General features: G+C 63.9%; 16 protein-coding genes. 6 read left to right on the forward strand and 10 right to left on the reverse strand.

Features of this window, described 5'->3' with window-relative positions:
• Window positions 1-36 precede the first annotated feature (36 nt).
• Entirely contained in the window at window positions 37-435 is a 399-nt protein-coding gene (locus AC0X69_RS13230) for a carboxymuconolactone decarboxylase family protein (protein WP_482608263.1), read from the reverse strand.
• A gap of 29 nt (window positions 436-464) precedes the next feature.
• Window positions 465-596: a hypothetical protein gene (locus AC0X69_RS13235; RefSeq protein ID WP_482608264.1), complete on the reverse strand. Its 132-nt coding sequence runs from the start codon at window positions 594-596 to the stop codon at window positions 465-467.
• A gap of 343 nt (window positions 597-939) precedes the next feature.
• Here AC0X69_RS13235 and AC0X69_RS13240 point away from each other — a divergent pair, with 343 nt between their 5' ends.
• The 5 genes from AC0X69_RS13240 (at window position 940) to AC0X69_RS13260 (ending at window position 4,914) form a co-directional block, all read left to right on the forward strand.
• On the forward strand, window positions 940-1,239 hold the full coding sequence (locus AC0X69_RS13240; protein ID WP_482608265.1) for a hypothetical protein: 300 nt from the start codon (window positions 940-942) through the stop codon (window positions 1,237-1,239).
• Window positions 1,240-1,436: 197 nt separating this feature from the next.
• On the forward strand, window positions 1,437-1,886 hold the full coding sequence (locus AC0X69_RS13245; protein WP_482608266.1) for a baeRF12 domain-containing protein: 450 nt from the start codon (window positions 1,437-1,439) through the stop codon (window positions 1,884-1,886).
• Between the two features lie 236 nt (window positions 1,887-2,122).
• Window positions 2,123-3,340, forward strand: coding sequence for an alpha/beta hydrolase (locus AC0X69_RS13250; RefSeq protein ID WP_482608267.1), 1,218 nt, complete (start codon window positions 2,123-2,125; stop codon window positions 3,338-3,340).
• Between the two features lie 125 nt (window positions 3,341-3,465).
• A complete protein-coding gene (locus AC0X69_RS13255; RefSeq protein WP_482608268.1) occupies window positions 3,466-4,362 on the forward strand; it encodes a hypothetical protein in 897 nt (298 codons plus the stop codon).
• Between the two features lie 51 nt (window positions 4,363-4,413).
• Window positions 4,414-4,914 carry a TspO/MBR family protein gene (locus tag AC0X69_RS13260; protein ID WP_482608269.1) on the forward strand — a complete coding sequence of 167 codons (501 nt, stop codon included), beginning with the start codon at window positions 4,414-4,416 and terminating at the stop codon, window positions 4,912-4,914.
• Here the strand turns inward: AC0X69_RS13260 and AC0X69_RS13265 are convergent.
• The 5 genes from AC0X69_RS13265 to AC0X69_RS13285 all read right to left on the reverse strand — a co-directional run bounded on the left by AC0X69_RS13265 (window position 4,911) and on the right by AC0X69_RS13285 (window position 11,065).
• Window positions 4,911-6,125: an alpha/beta hydrolase domain-containing protein gene (locus tag AC0X69_RS13265; protein ID WP_482608270.1), complete on the reverse strand. Its 1,215-nt coding sequence runs from the start codon at window positions 6,123-6,125 to the stop codon at window positions 4,911-4,913. The two genes, AC0X69_RS13260 and AC0X69_RS13265, sit on opposite strands and share 4 nt — an antisense overlap.
• On the reverse strand, window positions 6,025-7,545 hold the full coding sequence (locus AC0X69_RS13270) for a UdgX family uracil-DNA binding protein (protein ID WP_482608271.1): 1,521 nt from the start codon (window positions 7,543-7,545) through the stop codon (window positions 6,025-6,027). Before AC0X69_RS13270 ends, AC0X69_RS13265 begins: the two co-directional genes overlap by 101 nt.
• Window positions 7,511-8,746 (reverse strand): putative DNA modification/repair radical SAM protein, encoded by a 1,236-nt coding sequence (locus tag AC0X69_RS13275; protein WP_482608272.1) that lies wholly within the window; start codon window positions 8,744-8,746, stop codon window positions 7,511-7,513. Before AC0X69_RS13275 ends, AC0X69_RS13270 begins: the two co-directional genes overlap by 35 nt.
• Before the next feature lie 88 nt (window positions 8,747-8,834).
• Window positions 8,835-9,383: an RBBP9/YdeN family alpha/beta hydrolase gene (locus tag AC0X69_RS13280; RefSeq protein WP_482608273.1), complete on the reverse strand. Its 549-nt coding sequence runs from the start codon at window positions 9,381-9,383 to the stop codon at window positions 8,835-8,837.
• A complete protein-coding gene (locus tag AC0X69_RS13285; RefSeq protein ID WP_482608274.1) occupies window positions 9,383-11,065 on the reverse strand; it encodes a lysine--tRNA ligase in 1,683 nt (560 codons plus the stop codon). Before AC0X69_RS13285 ends, AC0X69_RS13280 begins: the two co-directional genes overlap by 1 nt.
• A 419-nt stretch (window positions 11,066-11,484) precedes the next feature.
• Here AC0X69_RS13285 and AC0X69_RS13290 point away from each other — a divergent pair, with 419 nt between their 5' ends.
• Complete coding sequence (locus AC0X69_RS13290; RefSeq protein ID WP_482608275.1) at window positions 11,485-12,780, forward strand: carbohydrate porin; 1,296 nt, start codon at window positions 11,485-11,487, stop codon at window positions 12,778-12,780.
• A 105-nt stretch (window positions 12,781-12,885) separates the two neighbouring features.
• On the opposite strand, the gene AC0X69_RS13295 is transcribed toward AC0X69_RS13290, so the two are convergent.
• The 3 genes from AC0X69_RS13295 to AC0X69_RS13305 all read right to left on the reverse strand — a co-directional run bounded on the left by AC0X69_RS13295 (window position 12,886) and on the right by AC0X69_RS13305 (window position 14,984).
• Window positions 12,886-13,203 carry a hypothetical protein gene (locus tag AC0X69_RS13295; RefSeq protein WP_482608276.1) on the reverse strand — a complete coding sequence of 106 codons (318 nt, stop codon included), beginning with the start codon at window positions 13,201-13,203 and terminating at the stop codon, window positions 12,886-12,888.
• A 159-nt stretch (window positions 13,204-13,362) separates the two neighbouring features.
• Complete coding sequence (locus AC0X69_RS13300) at window positions 13,363-14,199, reverse strand: NAD(P)-dependent oxidoreductase (RefSeq protein WP_482613398.1); 837 nt, start codon at window positions 14,197-14,199, stop codon at window positions 13,363-13,365.
• Window positions 14,200-14,324: 125 nt separating this feature from the next.
• Window positions 14,325-14,984, reverse strand: a complete 660-nt coding sequence (locus AC0X69_RS13305) for a hypothetical protein (protein WP_482608277.1) — start codon at window positions 14,982-14,984, stop codon at window positions 14,325-14,327.
• Between the last annotated feature and the right edge of the window lie 124 nt (window positions 14,985-15,108).

Below are 15,108 nucleotides of genomic sequence, written 5' to 3' on the forward strand. Positions count from 1 at the left end.
ATTGGCTTAGGTCCAGCGCCTAATCCCATCGAGCGCTCACAGCACCTCGTATTCCTCATCGATCGGCACGCCGAGCGCGGTGACAAGCCGGTTCGTCTCCGACGCCATGCCGACGATCGCCAGCAACTCCCCATATTCTTCTTCCGTCATTCCCTTCGCGCGGGCGTTCGCCGTGTGCGAATGGATGCAATAGGGACAGGCGTGAGCGATCGAGACGGCGATGTAGAGCATCTCCTTCACCTTCGGCTCCAACACGCCCGGACCCATCACCTGCTTCACGCCTTCCCAGGTGCGCTTCAGCGTCACGGGATCATGCGCGAGCGCGCGCCAGAAATTATTGACGAAGTCGCTTTTGCGCGTCGCGCGAATGTCGGCGAAGACTTCCCGCGCCTGCGGCGAGAGTTCGTCGTCGGCAAGCAGTCGGACAGTGGCCATGATCTCCCTCGTTTGAATGCGCGAAGGTTTCACTTGCTCGGGGCGGGCGGCGCGGCGGGCCATGTGCGCGGCCCCGGATTGAAATGATAATTCACCCCGCAGCCCGAGAGCGCCAGGGCGATCGCGAGAAGCGACATCGAAATGACGAGCGGCGTTCGCATCTTTCGTCCTCCAGTGGCGGCAATGCGTCCCTATTTGTCAGAAAATCGACCTTGGCGCCTGCCTGAATCGCTGCTTTTCAACTCATGGGGATGGCGCGCGTTTTGCGTGCGCGCCTCGCAATAACAGCGCGCCACATGGAGAGGAACGCAGGGACGTCAGCGATGACCGCCGCGGGGAGTTTTCTGCTTAGTTTCAAGCCGGTGCGCCAATTTGACCGGGCCGCGCCCAATTGACGCGCGATATGCTGCAACGCACAATCATCGCCAAATAGCTGCGCTATGCGATTCGACTGACGGGGCGTGCGTCCGTCGAAAACATCGGCGCGGCGCCAAGGAGGTCACGATGGAAGCGGTCAAACAGTGGTTTCAGGACTGGTCGGACGCCTGCGAATACGCCAAGGAATGCGCGCCCGACCTGTCCTTCCTTAAATCTTTCGCTTTTGGCGAACCCTATACCGCCCTCTTGAGCATCGCCGCCGCCTGCTGGCTGCTCTGGGCCCTCAATGAGCGCGCGATTCGACGCAAAGCGGCCCGCCTGAAAGCCCTGGCGCCGCGGGCAGGCGAGGGCGCGCTCGACGCCGCGCTGCGCGAGATGAAGGCCGCGCCCGGCAAGGAAGAGAATACGGCGCAGCTCGCCGCCTGAGACGCGCGGCGCGATTTGAACGCGCCCGGCGGCGCGCTACCTCCAGACGGGGGGCGCGCGAACGGCGGCTCTTGTGATAGATCCCCCGCGACGATACGAGATTCATGCATCTTGCGGCGCGCGTTGTGCGTGGCGGGACCGACGGTCCTCCCTGCGCAAGCAAGCATGAGAACGACATTAAAAGGCGAGGGAACGTCATGAGCGGATTTTCAGTCGGCAATGGCGCCTGGGTGCTGGTCGGAGACGGCCGCCGGGCGCTGTTTTTTCAAAACCACGGCGACGCGGAACTCCTCGACCTTCGCGTCGTCGAGACGCGTATCGACGAGAACCCCGCGACGCGCGAGCAAGGCTCGGACAAGCCCGGCCGCAGCTTCGCCTCGAAGGGCGGCGTGCGCAGCGCCGTGGATGACGCCGATTGGCATGAGCTGGAAGAAGAGCGCTTCGCCCGCGCCATGGCGGATCGCATCAATCAGGCGGCGGAGTCGGGCGAATTGAGCGCGATCGCCATTGTCGCGCCGCCAAAATCCCTCGGCGAAATCCGCAAGGAGCTGTCGGTCAAGGCGCAGGGCAAGGTCATTGGCGAACTCGCCAAGGACCTGACCCGCCATCCCCTCAAGGACATCGAAAAGGCGCTGACCCGCAGTTGATAGGCAGGGGAAAGCTTTGGGCCTTCCCCTGCGCAGTCGGAGGCGATTCGTCCCAGCCCCGCCTCCGACGCTCGCTTCTTGCGCGAGCATGGCCATAATGACGCACTCCTCTCAAGAAATCAGTGCGATTGCGCACAATGCGCGCGGGCGTCGCATTTGAGCCGCAAAGATGCGGGACGGAGCGTGTTTGGCTTCGCCTTGGCGGCGGCGCGTAGAAACTTGAGCACGGGCGGCGTATGGGGCGCGGGCGGATCGTATTGGCGGCGCTTCTCGCGCTAACGTTCAGCGCGTGCGCGAGCCGTCCGCATGGAACGCTCGTCGCGACCAATCAGGTCGCGCCTGGGGGAAGCGTCGTCGATCTTCTGGTCGTCACCACTCGAGAGCCGGATCAATCCGAGCCGGGCGTCATGTTCTCGGGCGAACGCGGGCACGGCGTCCATTTCGCCGACATAGCGGTCTCTATCCCGCCCGACGCCAATCGCGCGGTGGGCGACGTGCAATGGCCGCAAGCCCCGCCTGATCCCGCCACCCAATTCACCACCGTTCACGCCGATGTGCTGAGCCGGGACGCGGCGCTCGCGGCCTTCAACGCCCGCATTCGCAAGACGCCCAGGCGGCAAGTGCTGGTCTTCGTGCACGGCTTCAACACGCGTTTCGAGGAGGCCGTCTATCGCTTCGCGCAGATCGTCCACGACTCGCGCGCCGACGTTACGCCTGTGCTGTTCACATGGCCATCGCGCGGCCGGCTGCTGCAATATGGCTATGACCATGAGAGCGCCAGCTACTCGCGGGACGCGCTGGAGAGCGTGCTGCAAGCCCTGCAGCGCGATCGCGACGTCGGCGAGATTTCGATCCTCGCGCATTCCATGGGCAATTGGGTGACGCTCGAAGCGCTGCGCCAAATGGCGATCCGCAACGGCCAGATCGGATCGAAAATCCAGAACGTCATGCTCGCCTCGCCGGACGTCGACTTCGACGTCTTCCGTCGCCAGATCGCGGAGATTGGCGGCGTCCGACCCTCGATCTTCACCCTGTTCGCCTCGCGCGACGACGACGCGCTGGCGGCGTCCCGCCGCTTCTGGGGCAATACGCGTCTGGGCGCGGTCGATCCGAAGGCGTCCCCCTATCAGGAAGTCCTCGACCGGGACCGGGTGAAGGTCGTCGATCTGACGGGCATCGCCACCAGCGATCCCTTGGAGCATAGCAAATTCGCATCCTCCCCCCAGGTCGTGCGCTCCATCGGCGCCAGGCTGGCGCAGGGTCAGCCGCTCAGGGACGGCCAGGCGGGCCTCGGCGATCACCTGGGACTCGCGACCGCGGGCGCGGTTTCGGCGGTGGGCGGCGTGGCCGGAGCGGCGGTCGCCGCGCCCTTCGCCATCGTCGACCCGGCGACGCGCGACAATCTGGGCGAACATCTCGGCGCCGCCACCCAACACTTTGATCCACAATATTAACCGCTGTGGATGAGGCTCTTGGAACGGTTCTATTCTGGAAGGCTGTTGCGGCAATGTCACAGTCAGCGACGCTGAACCTCGCTAGGGTGAAAGGCTCTCAAACACCGCAGGGGACTTCAATCGACATGTCTTTCAAGCGTCAGCTTCTCGCCATTCTGGCGGTGGCCTTCGCTGCGTCTTCAGCGCGCGCCGAAAATCCGTCGTGGTGGACGCCGCCGCTGACCGACAATCCCGGCCCCAAACGCGCCGTCGACGGCGTGAACGGGAAGCTCGAAGGCTTTGGCGGCGGGTCGGAGTGGCTCGGGTTTGCGCGCTTGAACAACGCCTCTGCCGGCGGCATGGGGTCGATCGCCGCTCCGGTCGGGGATCGGTTCGGATTCCAGATCGACGCGATCGCCGCGGCGCATCGCGGCTTCTTCGTCAGCGGCGGCGCCGGACACGCCTTCTGGCGCGACCCGAGCGTGGGTCTTCTCGGCGGCTATGGCGCCATCGCCCACGACAAGCGCCTCGACGACACGCGGTTCCGAGTCGGCGCCGAAGGCGCCTATTATTACGGACCGTTCTCAGTCTCCAGCATCGCCGGCTATGAGGAGAGTTCGGGCCACTTCTTCACGCCGCTTGGCTATGGGCCGGGATATCTCGCCTATCAGTGGCAGCCGCGGCGCGGGCGCTTCTTCGACATGTTCGATATCAGCGTCTATCCGACCTACAACGTCAAAATCTCGGTCGGCCATCGCTATGTCGGCGGGCGACACGCGGCGGCGCTCAGCGGCGAGGCGCTCGTCTGGAATCTCGGAAATTCCGCGGTCACCGGCTTCGTCGAAGGCCGCGTCGGCGAGAATGACTACAAGGCTGTCTGGGGCGGCGTGCGAATCTATCTCGGCGAGAGCGACAAGACTCTCATCAGCCGTCACCGCGAAGACAGCGCGCCCAACTGGCTCAAGGACGACATGTTCGCATCCCAGAACAGCGTCCGCGCCGGCGCGACGCCCGTCTATTATCGGACCCTGCAGCAGCCTTGAAGCCGCCGCGCTGCGCCCGATATGCGGGGCGACGCAGCGTGAGGAGGCGCAATGACCAGTTGGACGTCTTTTACCGACCGGCCGTCGCGGCTCGTCGCCGGGGTGGCCGCCGCCGCGCCGGTGCTCGTCGCGGCTGTCCTCGGCAGTTTCGCCACGACGCCGAACATCCCCTGGTATGACACCCTCGCCAAGCCGCCATTGAATCCGCCGAACTGGGTGTTCGGGCCGGCGTGGACCACCCTCTACGTTCTGATGGCCTACGCCTTTTACCGCATTCTCCGGCTCGAGCCGGGAGCGCCGGGCCGCCGCGCCGCGATCATCGTGTTCTTCGCGCAGCTCATTTTGAACGCGGCCTGGTCCTCCGCCTTCTTCGGGGCGCGAAACCCGCTGCTCGGCCTCATCGTCGTCGTGCCCATGGAGGCACTCGTCATCGCGACGATCGTCCTGTTCTTTCGGCTCGACCGGGTTGCGGGATATGCTCTGGCGCCGACCGCCTTCTGGGTGGCTTTCGCGACCTATCTCAACGCCGGGATATTCGTCCTCAATTCCTAGAAGGGCGCCGATCGCGCCGCGGCGACATAGGCGTCCGCGTCCGGCTGCAACAGCAGCCGCTCCTTGACAAGCTTGTCGGCGACGACCCGCATCGTCGCGACGAAATAGGCGCGCGACCCATAGCGCTCGACGAGCGAGCGACGCGGATCGGCGTTTTTCTCGCGATCCGCTTTGGTCGCGGCGAAAGGCGTCGCTGCGCCCGCGCCGCACGGCGGTCCCTTCTTATCTCTTTGCGCATTGAAGCCCAGGAAGGCGGCGATCGGCAGCGCCAGATCGGGCAAACGCAGGCCGGGAACGTCATTGCCGTCCGCGTCGATTTTCGGGACGCGGCGCGCGCCCTCTGGCGGCTTGGGCAGGTCTTGAATCTTCGGCCATTTGAGGTCCTGCGCCGGCGTCAGATCGGCGTCGAGCGGCGCGCGGGAGGCGGGCGGCGCGACGCCCCTCGCGGTCCATTCGTCGAGCGCGGCGAACAGCGCCCGCTGCGCCGGCGCCATGGGGCGGACGTTAACGGGCGCGGCGCAATTCTCGCTGGACGTCGAAGCAGCGATCCCGGCGAGATAGAAGCGCCGGCCGTTCGGCGGCGCGCTCTTGTCGAATTCGACGCGCGGCTTCTCGCGCCAATAGGCGTCGGCGCCCCAGGTCGCGATGTATCGCGTCGGCGCGGCGGGCTCGCGGTTCGCGTCGTGAAGCAGCAGCCCGTCGAACGCCGAGGCTGCGTCCGACATTAAATCGGCGTCGGCGCCCTGCGCGCGCCCGATAACGCGCTTCATCTTGAGCGCGCCGCGAACATGTCCGAGCACGTCGCGAAGCGCCTGCGCTCTGGCCTTGTCGGCGAGCTTGCTGAACTCCAGCGTCAGCACGGCGAGACCGCGTTCCAGCGCCAGCGGTCTGACGTCGTCGCTCTGCTGCGTCTCGATCAGCATCGACTTCACGCCGCCGCCCGGCGGTTTGGCTGGTTTCGCAAGCGTTCCCCTGATTTCGTACGACGTTCCGTCTAGCCTTACCGTCGCGGAAACCGTCTCGTTCGCGCCAACCGGCCGCGTTTCGAATTTCAGCAGCTCCGCATGGGCGGCGCCGGCGAAGGGCAGCGCTGCGGCCAGCGCGAGCCGTTTAACTCGCCGCGCGCAGCGCGTCGTCTTTTTCGATCCATTCGGCGATTTTGCGAAGATCGGCGAGGAAGCCTCGCCACGCCTGACGCTTATCCAATTCATCCTTCAAGCGTAGCAGAGAGGAGGGATGAACGGTGGCCAGGAATTGCGCGCCGTCGTCGAGCTCAATGATGTCGCCGCGCAGGCGCGACACCGCCTCGGAGCGGCCGAGCGCGCCGCGAATCGCGGTCGCCCCGAGCGCCACGATCAATCCGGGGCGGAGCAGGGCGCGCTCGCGATCGAGCCACCATCGGCAGGCGTCGATCTCGCCGGCGTCCGGTTTCTTGTGCAGGCGGCGCTTGCCGCGTGGCTCGAATTTGAAATGCTTCACCGCATTGGTGACGAAACATTTGTCGCGGGCGACGCCGGCGCGCTCCAGCGCAATGTCGAGGAGCTTGCCAGAGGGCCCGACGAACGGGCGTCCCGAAAGATCTTCCTGATCCCCCGGCTGCTCGCCAATCAGCAGCACGCGGGCGTGCGGCGATCCTTCTCCGGGAACGACCTGCGTCGCGTTCTTGTAAAGCGGGCATCGCGTGCAACCGGCTTCCTGCTCGGCAAGCGCCGACAGCGATCCAGCCTCGCTCTCCGCTTTGTCCGCCGGGGCGATGGCCGCGCGGGCGTAGCGCGATCGTCGCGTCGGCGCCGCCGCGACCATCTGCGACGATCGCGCGGCGGCGTCTCGGATCAGCGGCGCGATCAGCGGCGCTTCGGGCAGATTGCGCCAGTATTTCTTTGGCATCTGCGCGGTCATGGCTTTCACTTTCAGGCGCGAGGGATTGAAGATCGAGGAAAAATAAACGCGCCATTCGCGTTCAAGTTCGTCATGGTTTGGCGCATCGTGGCGTTTCGCGCCCTCGCCGATCGTCAAAGCTGCGCCGTCCCAATGGGCGCTCGCGCGGGGGCAGAGAACCGACCAGCGCATATTGGTGAAGCGCCTCACGAAGAAAGGCGCTACGGCTGCGACAATATGGTGGTCAGGCTCGAACCAGGCGATGAACGCCTCCTCGCCGTCCGGCGCGATGACGCGCCGAAAACGCACAAAGGCTTTCATCTTATGAATGTCGCGGCGGACCGCCTTATCGAAACTCTGGACGCGCGCCACCAGCGGATCGGAATCGATCTGCAGAAGATTGGGCGCGCGCCGCATGCGCCATAACAATGCATAGAGCAGCGCGAAACGTTCGCGGTCGCTGTGCAGGCCGGCGCTTCGCGCGCGCGCGACGAATGACTCCGGAAGAGGCGTCGAGGAACTCGACAAGTCGGGCGGGAACGCCGAGGCGGCAAAGAGATCGGCGTCTCCGCCGACGGACCAGATGACGTTCTCGGGCGGCGTCGTCGACTGCAGCGCCTGCGCGTGCAGCAGAAATGCTTCGACGTCGTCTTCGCGCGTCAGCGCAACGCGGACCGGTTTCCTCTCGCGGCCTTCATCGCGGCCGGCAGGAAAGATGTCACGCGGCGAAGAGGTCGAGCTGGCGGGGCGCATGGATGAGTTTTTCGCGCAGGCGCGCCTGATCGAGCAGCGCGGTCGGGCGCCAGTCGGCGGCGACGACGAAGGGCCGCACCTTGTCGAGCGATTGCACGAGACGGCCGAGATCGACGAGGCGGAGCGTCCTGAAGCGTCGCGTGCGGATGATGCGCTCGACGACGCGCGCGCCAAGGCCGGGCACGCGCAGCAATGCTTCTTTCGGCGCGCGATTGACGTCGACCGGGAAGCGCGCGCGATTGACGAGCGCCCAGGCGAGCTTTGGATCCACTTTGAGATCGAGCATGCCGTCCTGCGCCGCTGCGCTGATCTCGTCGAGCGCGAAGCCGTAATTGCGAATGAGCCAGTCGGCCTGATAGAGCCGATGTTCGCGAACGAGCGGCGGCGCAACAGGCGGAAGCGCTTTCGAGGCGTCCGGGATCGGCGAGAAGGCCGAATAATAGACGCGTCGCAGGCCAAAGCTTGCGTAGAGCGTTTCGCTCATCGAGAGAATGTCCATGTCGCGCGCGCTGTCGGCGCCGACGATCACCTGCGTCGACTGGCCGGAAGGGGCGAAGACCGGCGCCTTGCGGCTCTTCTTGCGCTCCTCGCGATGTTCGTCGATCGAAAGCCGCAGCCGGCCCATTGATTTCTTGATTTCCCCGAGACGCTTCTGCGGCGCGAGTCGGGACAGGCTCGCCGCGCTCGGCAGTTCGACATTGATCGACAGCCGATCAGCGTAGCGTCCAGCTTCTTCAATGAGCGCCGGATCGGCTTCGGGAATGGTCTTGAGATGGATATAGCCGCGAAAATCATGATCGAGGCGCAAAGATCTGGCGATGCGCGCCATCGCCGCCATCGTCTCATCGGGCGAGCGGATAATGCCGGAAGAAAGAAACAGCCCTTCGATATAGTTGCGCTTGTAGAAATCGAGGGTAAGCGAAACGACTTCTTCAACGGAGAAACGCGCGCGGCGCACGTTCGACGACACGCGGTTGACGCAATAGGCGCAGTCGAAGACGCAGAAATTCGTCATCAGAATTTTAAGCAGCGAGATGCAGCGCCCGTCCGGCGCATAGGCGTGGCAGATGCCCGACCCGTTCGTCGAACCCACGCCCTTGCCGCCCAGGGAATTGCGTTTAGGTCCGCCGCTCGAGGCGCAGGAGGCGTCGTATTTCGCGGCGTCAGCAAGGATCGCGAGCTTTTCGGGGCGCGTCAGCATGACCTCGGCTCTCGTTTATGTTCCTTGTTTGTTCTAGAGCAGTCCGGCGTGGTTTTCAACTGGCGCGCGATTGAAGAACAGGGCTCCGCTAGAGCTTCGCCATGAAATTGGCGAAGGCGAGCGAGCCTTCCGGCCACGGCCCATGGCCGCTATCGACATTGATATGACCGCTCGCGCCCGCGTCGATGAACTCAGCGCCGATGTCCTGCGCGAGCTGTCTCGCAAAAAGCAGGTCCGCGTAAGGATCGTCGCTACTCCCGACGATTGCCGCGGGGAACGCGAGCTTCGCGCGCGGTATCGGCAGAAACGCCGAATCGACCGACGGCAGCTCGCGGACCACCGCTTCCGAGGGAGGCGCGACGAGAAAGGCGCCGGCGATCTTGTCGCCGACGCGCTGCGCCGCATGCAGCGCGGCGATCACGCCGAGCGAATGCGCGACGATCACCACAGGCCGCGCGCTGGCGAGAACCTCGCGCGCGATCGTCTCTTCCCATTCGGCGCGCATCGGCTTCTCGAAATCGCGCTGCGTCACGCGCCGCGCCGTCGAAAGCTTCGCCTGCCAGCGGCTTTGCCAATGGTCGGAGCCGGAATCGCTCCAGCCCGGCACGATGAGAATATCGGCGTCGGCGGCGCGCATCAGGCGGGCTCGCGCGTGAAGGCGCCGCTGAGCGCGTCCTTGATCAGCTTGCGTGTTTCCGGGATCCCGTAAAGCGCGATGAAGGAGCCAAAACGCGGGCCCTTCTTCTCGCCGAGCAGCACTTCATAGAGCATGTTGAAGAAGTCGTTGGAGACGCCGGGCCGCTCGGGCGTCGCGCCCTTCGCGTTGAAGTCTTGATAGCGCGGCACAGCGCGCGCGACGTCGTAGAGCGCCGCCTGAATCTCTTCGGCGCTGGCGTTCGTCATGCCCGAAAGCGTTTGATCGATCTTTTGCAGCACCTCGCGCTCGACCTCGTCCGCCGCGCGATAGAGTTTCGCCGGCTTCACGAAATCGCGAAAGTAAGCGACGGCGTAGCCCACGAGCTTGTCGAGCCGCGGATGATTCTGCGGCGTCGCAGACGGCGCATAGCGGCGCAGAAAGCCCCACAAAACCGCCGGATCTTCGGCGTTGGCGACGGCGGCGAGATTGAGCAGCATCGAGAAAGAGACGCTCGTTCCCTTCGCCTCGCCTTCATGTTCAAGCGTTTCCGCCGCCGGCGGATCGCCGGCGTGGATGTGCCACGCCGGATTGCCGAGACGGTTCTTCCAGTCCTGACGCGGATAGGCGTCGAGAAAATTCAGATAGTCGTCGACCGCGCGCGGGATGACGTCGAAATAGAGCCGCTTCGCCGCTGTCGGCTTTTGAAACATGAATTGCGCGAGGCTCTCGGGACTGGCGTAGGTCAGCCATTCCTCGATCGTCAGTCCGTTGCCCTTCGACTTCGAGATTTTCTGGCCCTTTTCGTCGAGAAACAGCTCGTAGTTGAAGCCTTCCGGCGGACGGCCGCCAAGCGCGCGCACGATGGCGCCCGACAGCTTCACTGAGTCGATGAGGTCCTTGCCGGCCATCTCGTAATCGACATTGAGCGCATACCAGCGCATCGCCCAGTCCGGCTTCCATTGCAGCTTGCAATGCCCGCCGGTGACGGGCGTCGTGAATTTTTCGCCCGTTTCAGGATCGGTCCAGGAGATCGTGCCGGCGTCCGCGTCATAGCCGTCGAGCGCGACCTGCATGACGATGCCGGTCTTGGGGTGGACCGGCAGGAAGGGCGAATAGGTCGCCGCGCGCTCCTCGCGAAAGCTCGGCAGCATGATCTTCATCACCGCGTCGTAGCGCTCGAGCATGTGCTTCAGGGCGGCGTCGAAGCGGCCGCTCTTATAATATTCCGTCGACGAGGCGAATTCGTATTCGAAGCCGAAGGCGTCGAGAAAGGCGCGCAGCCGGGCGTTGTTATGGGCGCCGAAACTGTCATGGGTGCCGAAAGGGTCCGGCACCTGCGTTAAGGGCTTGCCGAGATTGGCGGCGACGAGTTCCTTGTTCGGGATGTTGTCGGGGACCTTGCGCAGCCCGTCCATGTCGTCCGAGAAGGCGAGGAGACGCGTCGCGATCTTCCCTTCGGTCAGGATCTCGAAGGACCGTCGCACCATGCTGGTGCGGGCGACCTCGCCGAAAGTGCCGATATGCGGCAAGCCGGAAGGTCCATAGCCGGTCTCAAACAGCACGCTCTTCTGACCGCTGGCCTCCACGCGTTTGACCAGCTTTCGCGCCTCCTCGAACGGCCAGGCGGGCGAGACGCGCGCGGCTTCGACGAGTTCGGGCGACAAAAGGAGCGGTGCGGACATGGGCTTTCTGTGCGGTGCAATCTGTGTGGGAAGCGCGGCACAGTAGGGAGCGGGGCCGGGGGCGTCAACGCGGAAGCCGCAGTGTTAAAACGATCCGATTGAAGCAGGAAAGGGCGCAACTCCCTCCCGTTGACGGGGAGGGTGGTTCGCGAAGCGAACCGGGTGGGGTGATATCTCGGAGCGCGCAGCATCTACCCCCACCCGCTCGCCTTCGGCGAGCGACCTCCCCGCAAGGGGGAGGTATTTGCGCCCTTCTTTCGGGGGCTTTGGCTTGGATAGACAAGCGCGGCCATGGCGCTAAGCTCGACGGCGCGTTTGATTCACGATCGGGCTGCGCGTGGAGCCGGATAAAGATGTGGCGGAGGAGGAACTCGAGCGGGCTGGCCTTCCCAAAACGGCGATGCGGAAAGAAGCGCAGCTTGATCGCTGCGGGCTGCGCGATCATCGCAGCCCTCTTTGTCCATGGCATCAGCGGACCGGCCTTGGCCGACGACGCGCTCGTCTCCCTCGCCAAGCAGAAGTCGCTGACCGACACGCCGGGCGGCCCCAAGGACCAGCTGCGCAAGTTCGGGATCGACGTCGACGTCTGGGTCACCCAGTTCTACCAGGGCATCACCGCGGGCGCGATCGACCGGACGGCGCAATACGGCGGCAAGATGGACATGTTTCTGCGCGTCGACGGCGAAAAGCTCGGCTTCTGGAAGGGGCTGAAATTAAACGCGCAATATGAGCATTACTTCGGCCGCAACGTGAACCGGCAGGACCTCGCGCTGCTGCCGGTCAACGTCGCCCAGGCCTTCATCGAGCGCGACGGCTATCACTCCGCCCTGTCCATGACGCTCACCCAGGAGCTCAGCGAAGAACTCTCGGTGACGATCGGCAAATTCAACATGCTGACGCTCGCCTCGCAGACGCCGCTCGTCGGCGGCGGCGGCCTCGAGACCTTCATGAACCGCGCCTTCGCGCTGCCGTCGACCGGCATCGGCGTCAGTTCCCCGGAAAGCGTCGCCGACCGTCTGATCGTCGCGCCGCCTTATCTCTTGGGCGGCGTCGCGGCGCTCAAGACCAAATATGTCGACCTCAAGGTGATGGTCGCGGACCCGCGCAACGCCCAGCAGCCGCGCGTCATCGAACGGCCGTTCGAGCGCGGGGTCGGTGCCGGACTGATGGCGACCGTGCCCGTCGAGATCGGCGGCCTGCGCGGATTTCATACGGTGCGCTTCGCCTACAGCAATGCGCGCGGCTTCGATCTCGACGATATTGGAGAAAGGCGTCAGGCGATCGCGCGGCTGCGCGGCCTGACGAAGAAGGGGTTCTGGTTCGTCTCCTACGCGGTCCAGCAATATTTGATGCAGAGCGAGACCAACCCGAAAGTCGGCTGGGGTCTCTTCACCCTGGCGACGCTGTCGGACGGCAATCCCAATCCGGTCAGGTGGAGCATGCTCGTCGGCCTCGCCGGCAACAATCTGATGGCGGGACGCGAAGACGATCTCTGGGGCGTCGGCTTCTATCATTACGGGCTGACCCAGCCGCTCATCTCCGGACTGGCGGCGCGGCGGATCTTTCGCCGCAGCGAAGGCGGCGTCGAGGCCTTCTATAATTTCGCGGTGACCCGATGGTTTCGAATCTCGGGAGACGTCCAGATCATCGATCCGTGGAATCCGCTGCGCACGCGCGCCAGCTATCTCGGCCTGCGTCTGCAGACGAAGTTTTAGAAGAAACGCGGGCCCAAAAAATAAAAAGGCGAAGATGTTCGTTTCCGAACGATCCTCGCCTAAAGGCCAGCCCTTTTAGCCTATCCGGGTGCGCGACTCAAGGCGTCAATTCGCGCAGGAGACGCTACGCATGTAACGGACGCGACCCCGCTCATCATCTTTCGGCGTGATGACGAGCGTGCAATCTTCATCCTCGGCGCCATAGGCGCGCCCCACTCGGATTGCCGGTCCGCGCGCAAGCGGACGCATGCCGATGTCGTTGAGGCTCACGGCGGCTTGGACGCCAGTGGCGGTGGATCGGCTTTTCAGATCAGACGTCGACGGCGCAGCCGCGACAGCAGCGGCGGCGCCGATGGCGACGGTCAATCCAAGAACGATCCGCGACATACGACTTGCGAAAGGGCTTTCGCGCGAAACGGCCATTTAGGGCTCCCCACAGGGTGATCGGGAATTCTGCCCCGGCTCGCTACTCGAACGATGCGAACCTCGACGCTTCCTCTTTTTTGCGGGGGAGAAACGCAGCGGCCCCGCTAATGGTTCCGCTGCGGTCATAAATTTTTAAGATTTGGCCTTAAATCGGCCTCATCGCTCCAACCGGGCGATGAGGCTCGAGGTATCCCAGCGCCGCCCGCCCATTTTCTCAACCTCGGCGTAGAACTGGTCGACGAGCGCCGCGATCGGCAGGCGCGCGCCGTTGCGGCGCGCCTCGGCGAGGCAGATCGCGAGGTCCTTGCGCATCCACTCCACCGCGAAACCAAAGTCGAACTCGCCGGCAAGCATTGTTTTCGTGCGATTTTCCATCTGCCACGACTGCGCCGCGCCGTTCTTCAAAAGATCGATGACGTTCTCGGCGTCGAGCCCCGCCGTGGTGGCGAAATGCAGCGCCTCCGCCAGGCTCTGGATCAGACCGGCGATGGCGATCTGGTTGACCATCTTGGTGAGCTGCCCGGCGCCGGGAGGCCCCATCAGCCGGCAGGCGCGGGCGTAGCACGCCATCACCGGCTCCGCCTTGGCGAAGATCGCCGGATCGCCGCCGCACATGACGGTGAGCGCGCCTTTTTCGGCGCCGGCCTGGCCGCCGGAGATCGGCGCGTCGATGAAGCCGATCCCGCGCCCGGCCGCGGCGGCATGGAGTTCGCGCGCCACCTGCGCCGAGGCCGTCGTGTGGTCGACGAAGACCGCGCCGGCCGACATGCCGGCGAAGGCGCCGCCCTCGCCGATCGTCACCGCGCGCAGATCGTCGTCATTGCCGACGCAGGAGAAGACGAATTCGGCGCCGTTCGCCGCTTCGGCCGGCGTCGTATACCATTCCGCGCCGGGATGGGCGGCGGCGAATTTTTCGGCCCTGGCGGCGGTGCGGTTATAGACCCGCACCCTGTGGCCGACGCGATGAAGATGACCGGCCATGGGATAGCCCATGACCCCAAGGCCGATAAAGACGGTAGTGAAATTCTCCAAAAGCGAGCTCCTGTTGAACTCCGAGCACGAGCGCGGCGACGGCGGTTCGAGGGCAGCTGCGCCGAGCGCAGATTAGTGGCGATCAGCTACATTGAGGGAGCTAGATGCCAACTAAAAATTTCTATGTTTCCGCTGTCGTCGAATTTGACGGAAAGGTCGTCTCGTCGTTTGAGGGTAAATCTCAAATCACCCCTACGCCCGTATTTCAACTCGAATGCGATGAAGCCTTTCAGTACGATGTTTCGCTGATAGGTCTGAAATCTTATTGGCCAATCATCAAACCACGCGAGACCTCCGAGAGGGACATCATAACGTGTGCGGCTAAAAGGGCGACGATCTGGTATAGTATTTCCGAGGCAAGTCTCTATGGAAATGAGTTCAAATTCCAATTCGAACATGCTCTTGTTACAAACTTGAAAGCCAATCAAAACTTCGTGAGCGCCTCCCGTTACGATTTCGTCTCGTCTCATTACGCGAGGGCGATCAACAACAAGTTTTCCGTTGGCAGAACTAGCAAATCGCCAATTTACAAAGGCGAGAGGAACGGCGAGCGCTCCCGCGGCGCCCCAGATCACGCCCAGAGCTACCCACATTAAGGGTAACGACTGAACGGCACCCAAAGCTCCAATGAACAGCGCTGTAGCGGAGGGTACCACGTACACGGAAACAAAGTTCGAACCTGTCCATCCATATACCGTTCCGGCAGTACCAGCCCAGTCTATGAATTTCTTTAGTGTTTTGATCATGGGCAACGCTCTGATCCGCTGCCAAGCTAATAGCTTACCCTTAATCATTGTCCAAGGGCGTCGCCTTTCCGCAAGCTGGATTTTGACGGTGCACTCCTGGGAAATGCTACAGAGACTTCGCTCT

Source organism: Methylocystis sp. Uni0008 (assembly GCF_056838045.1).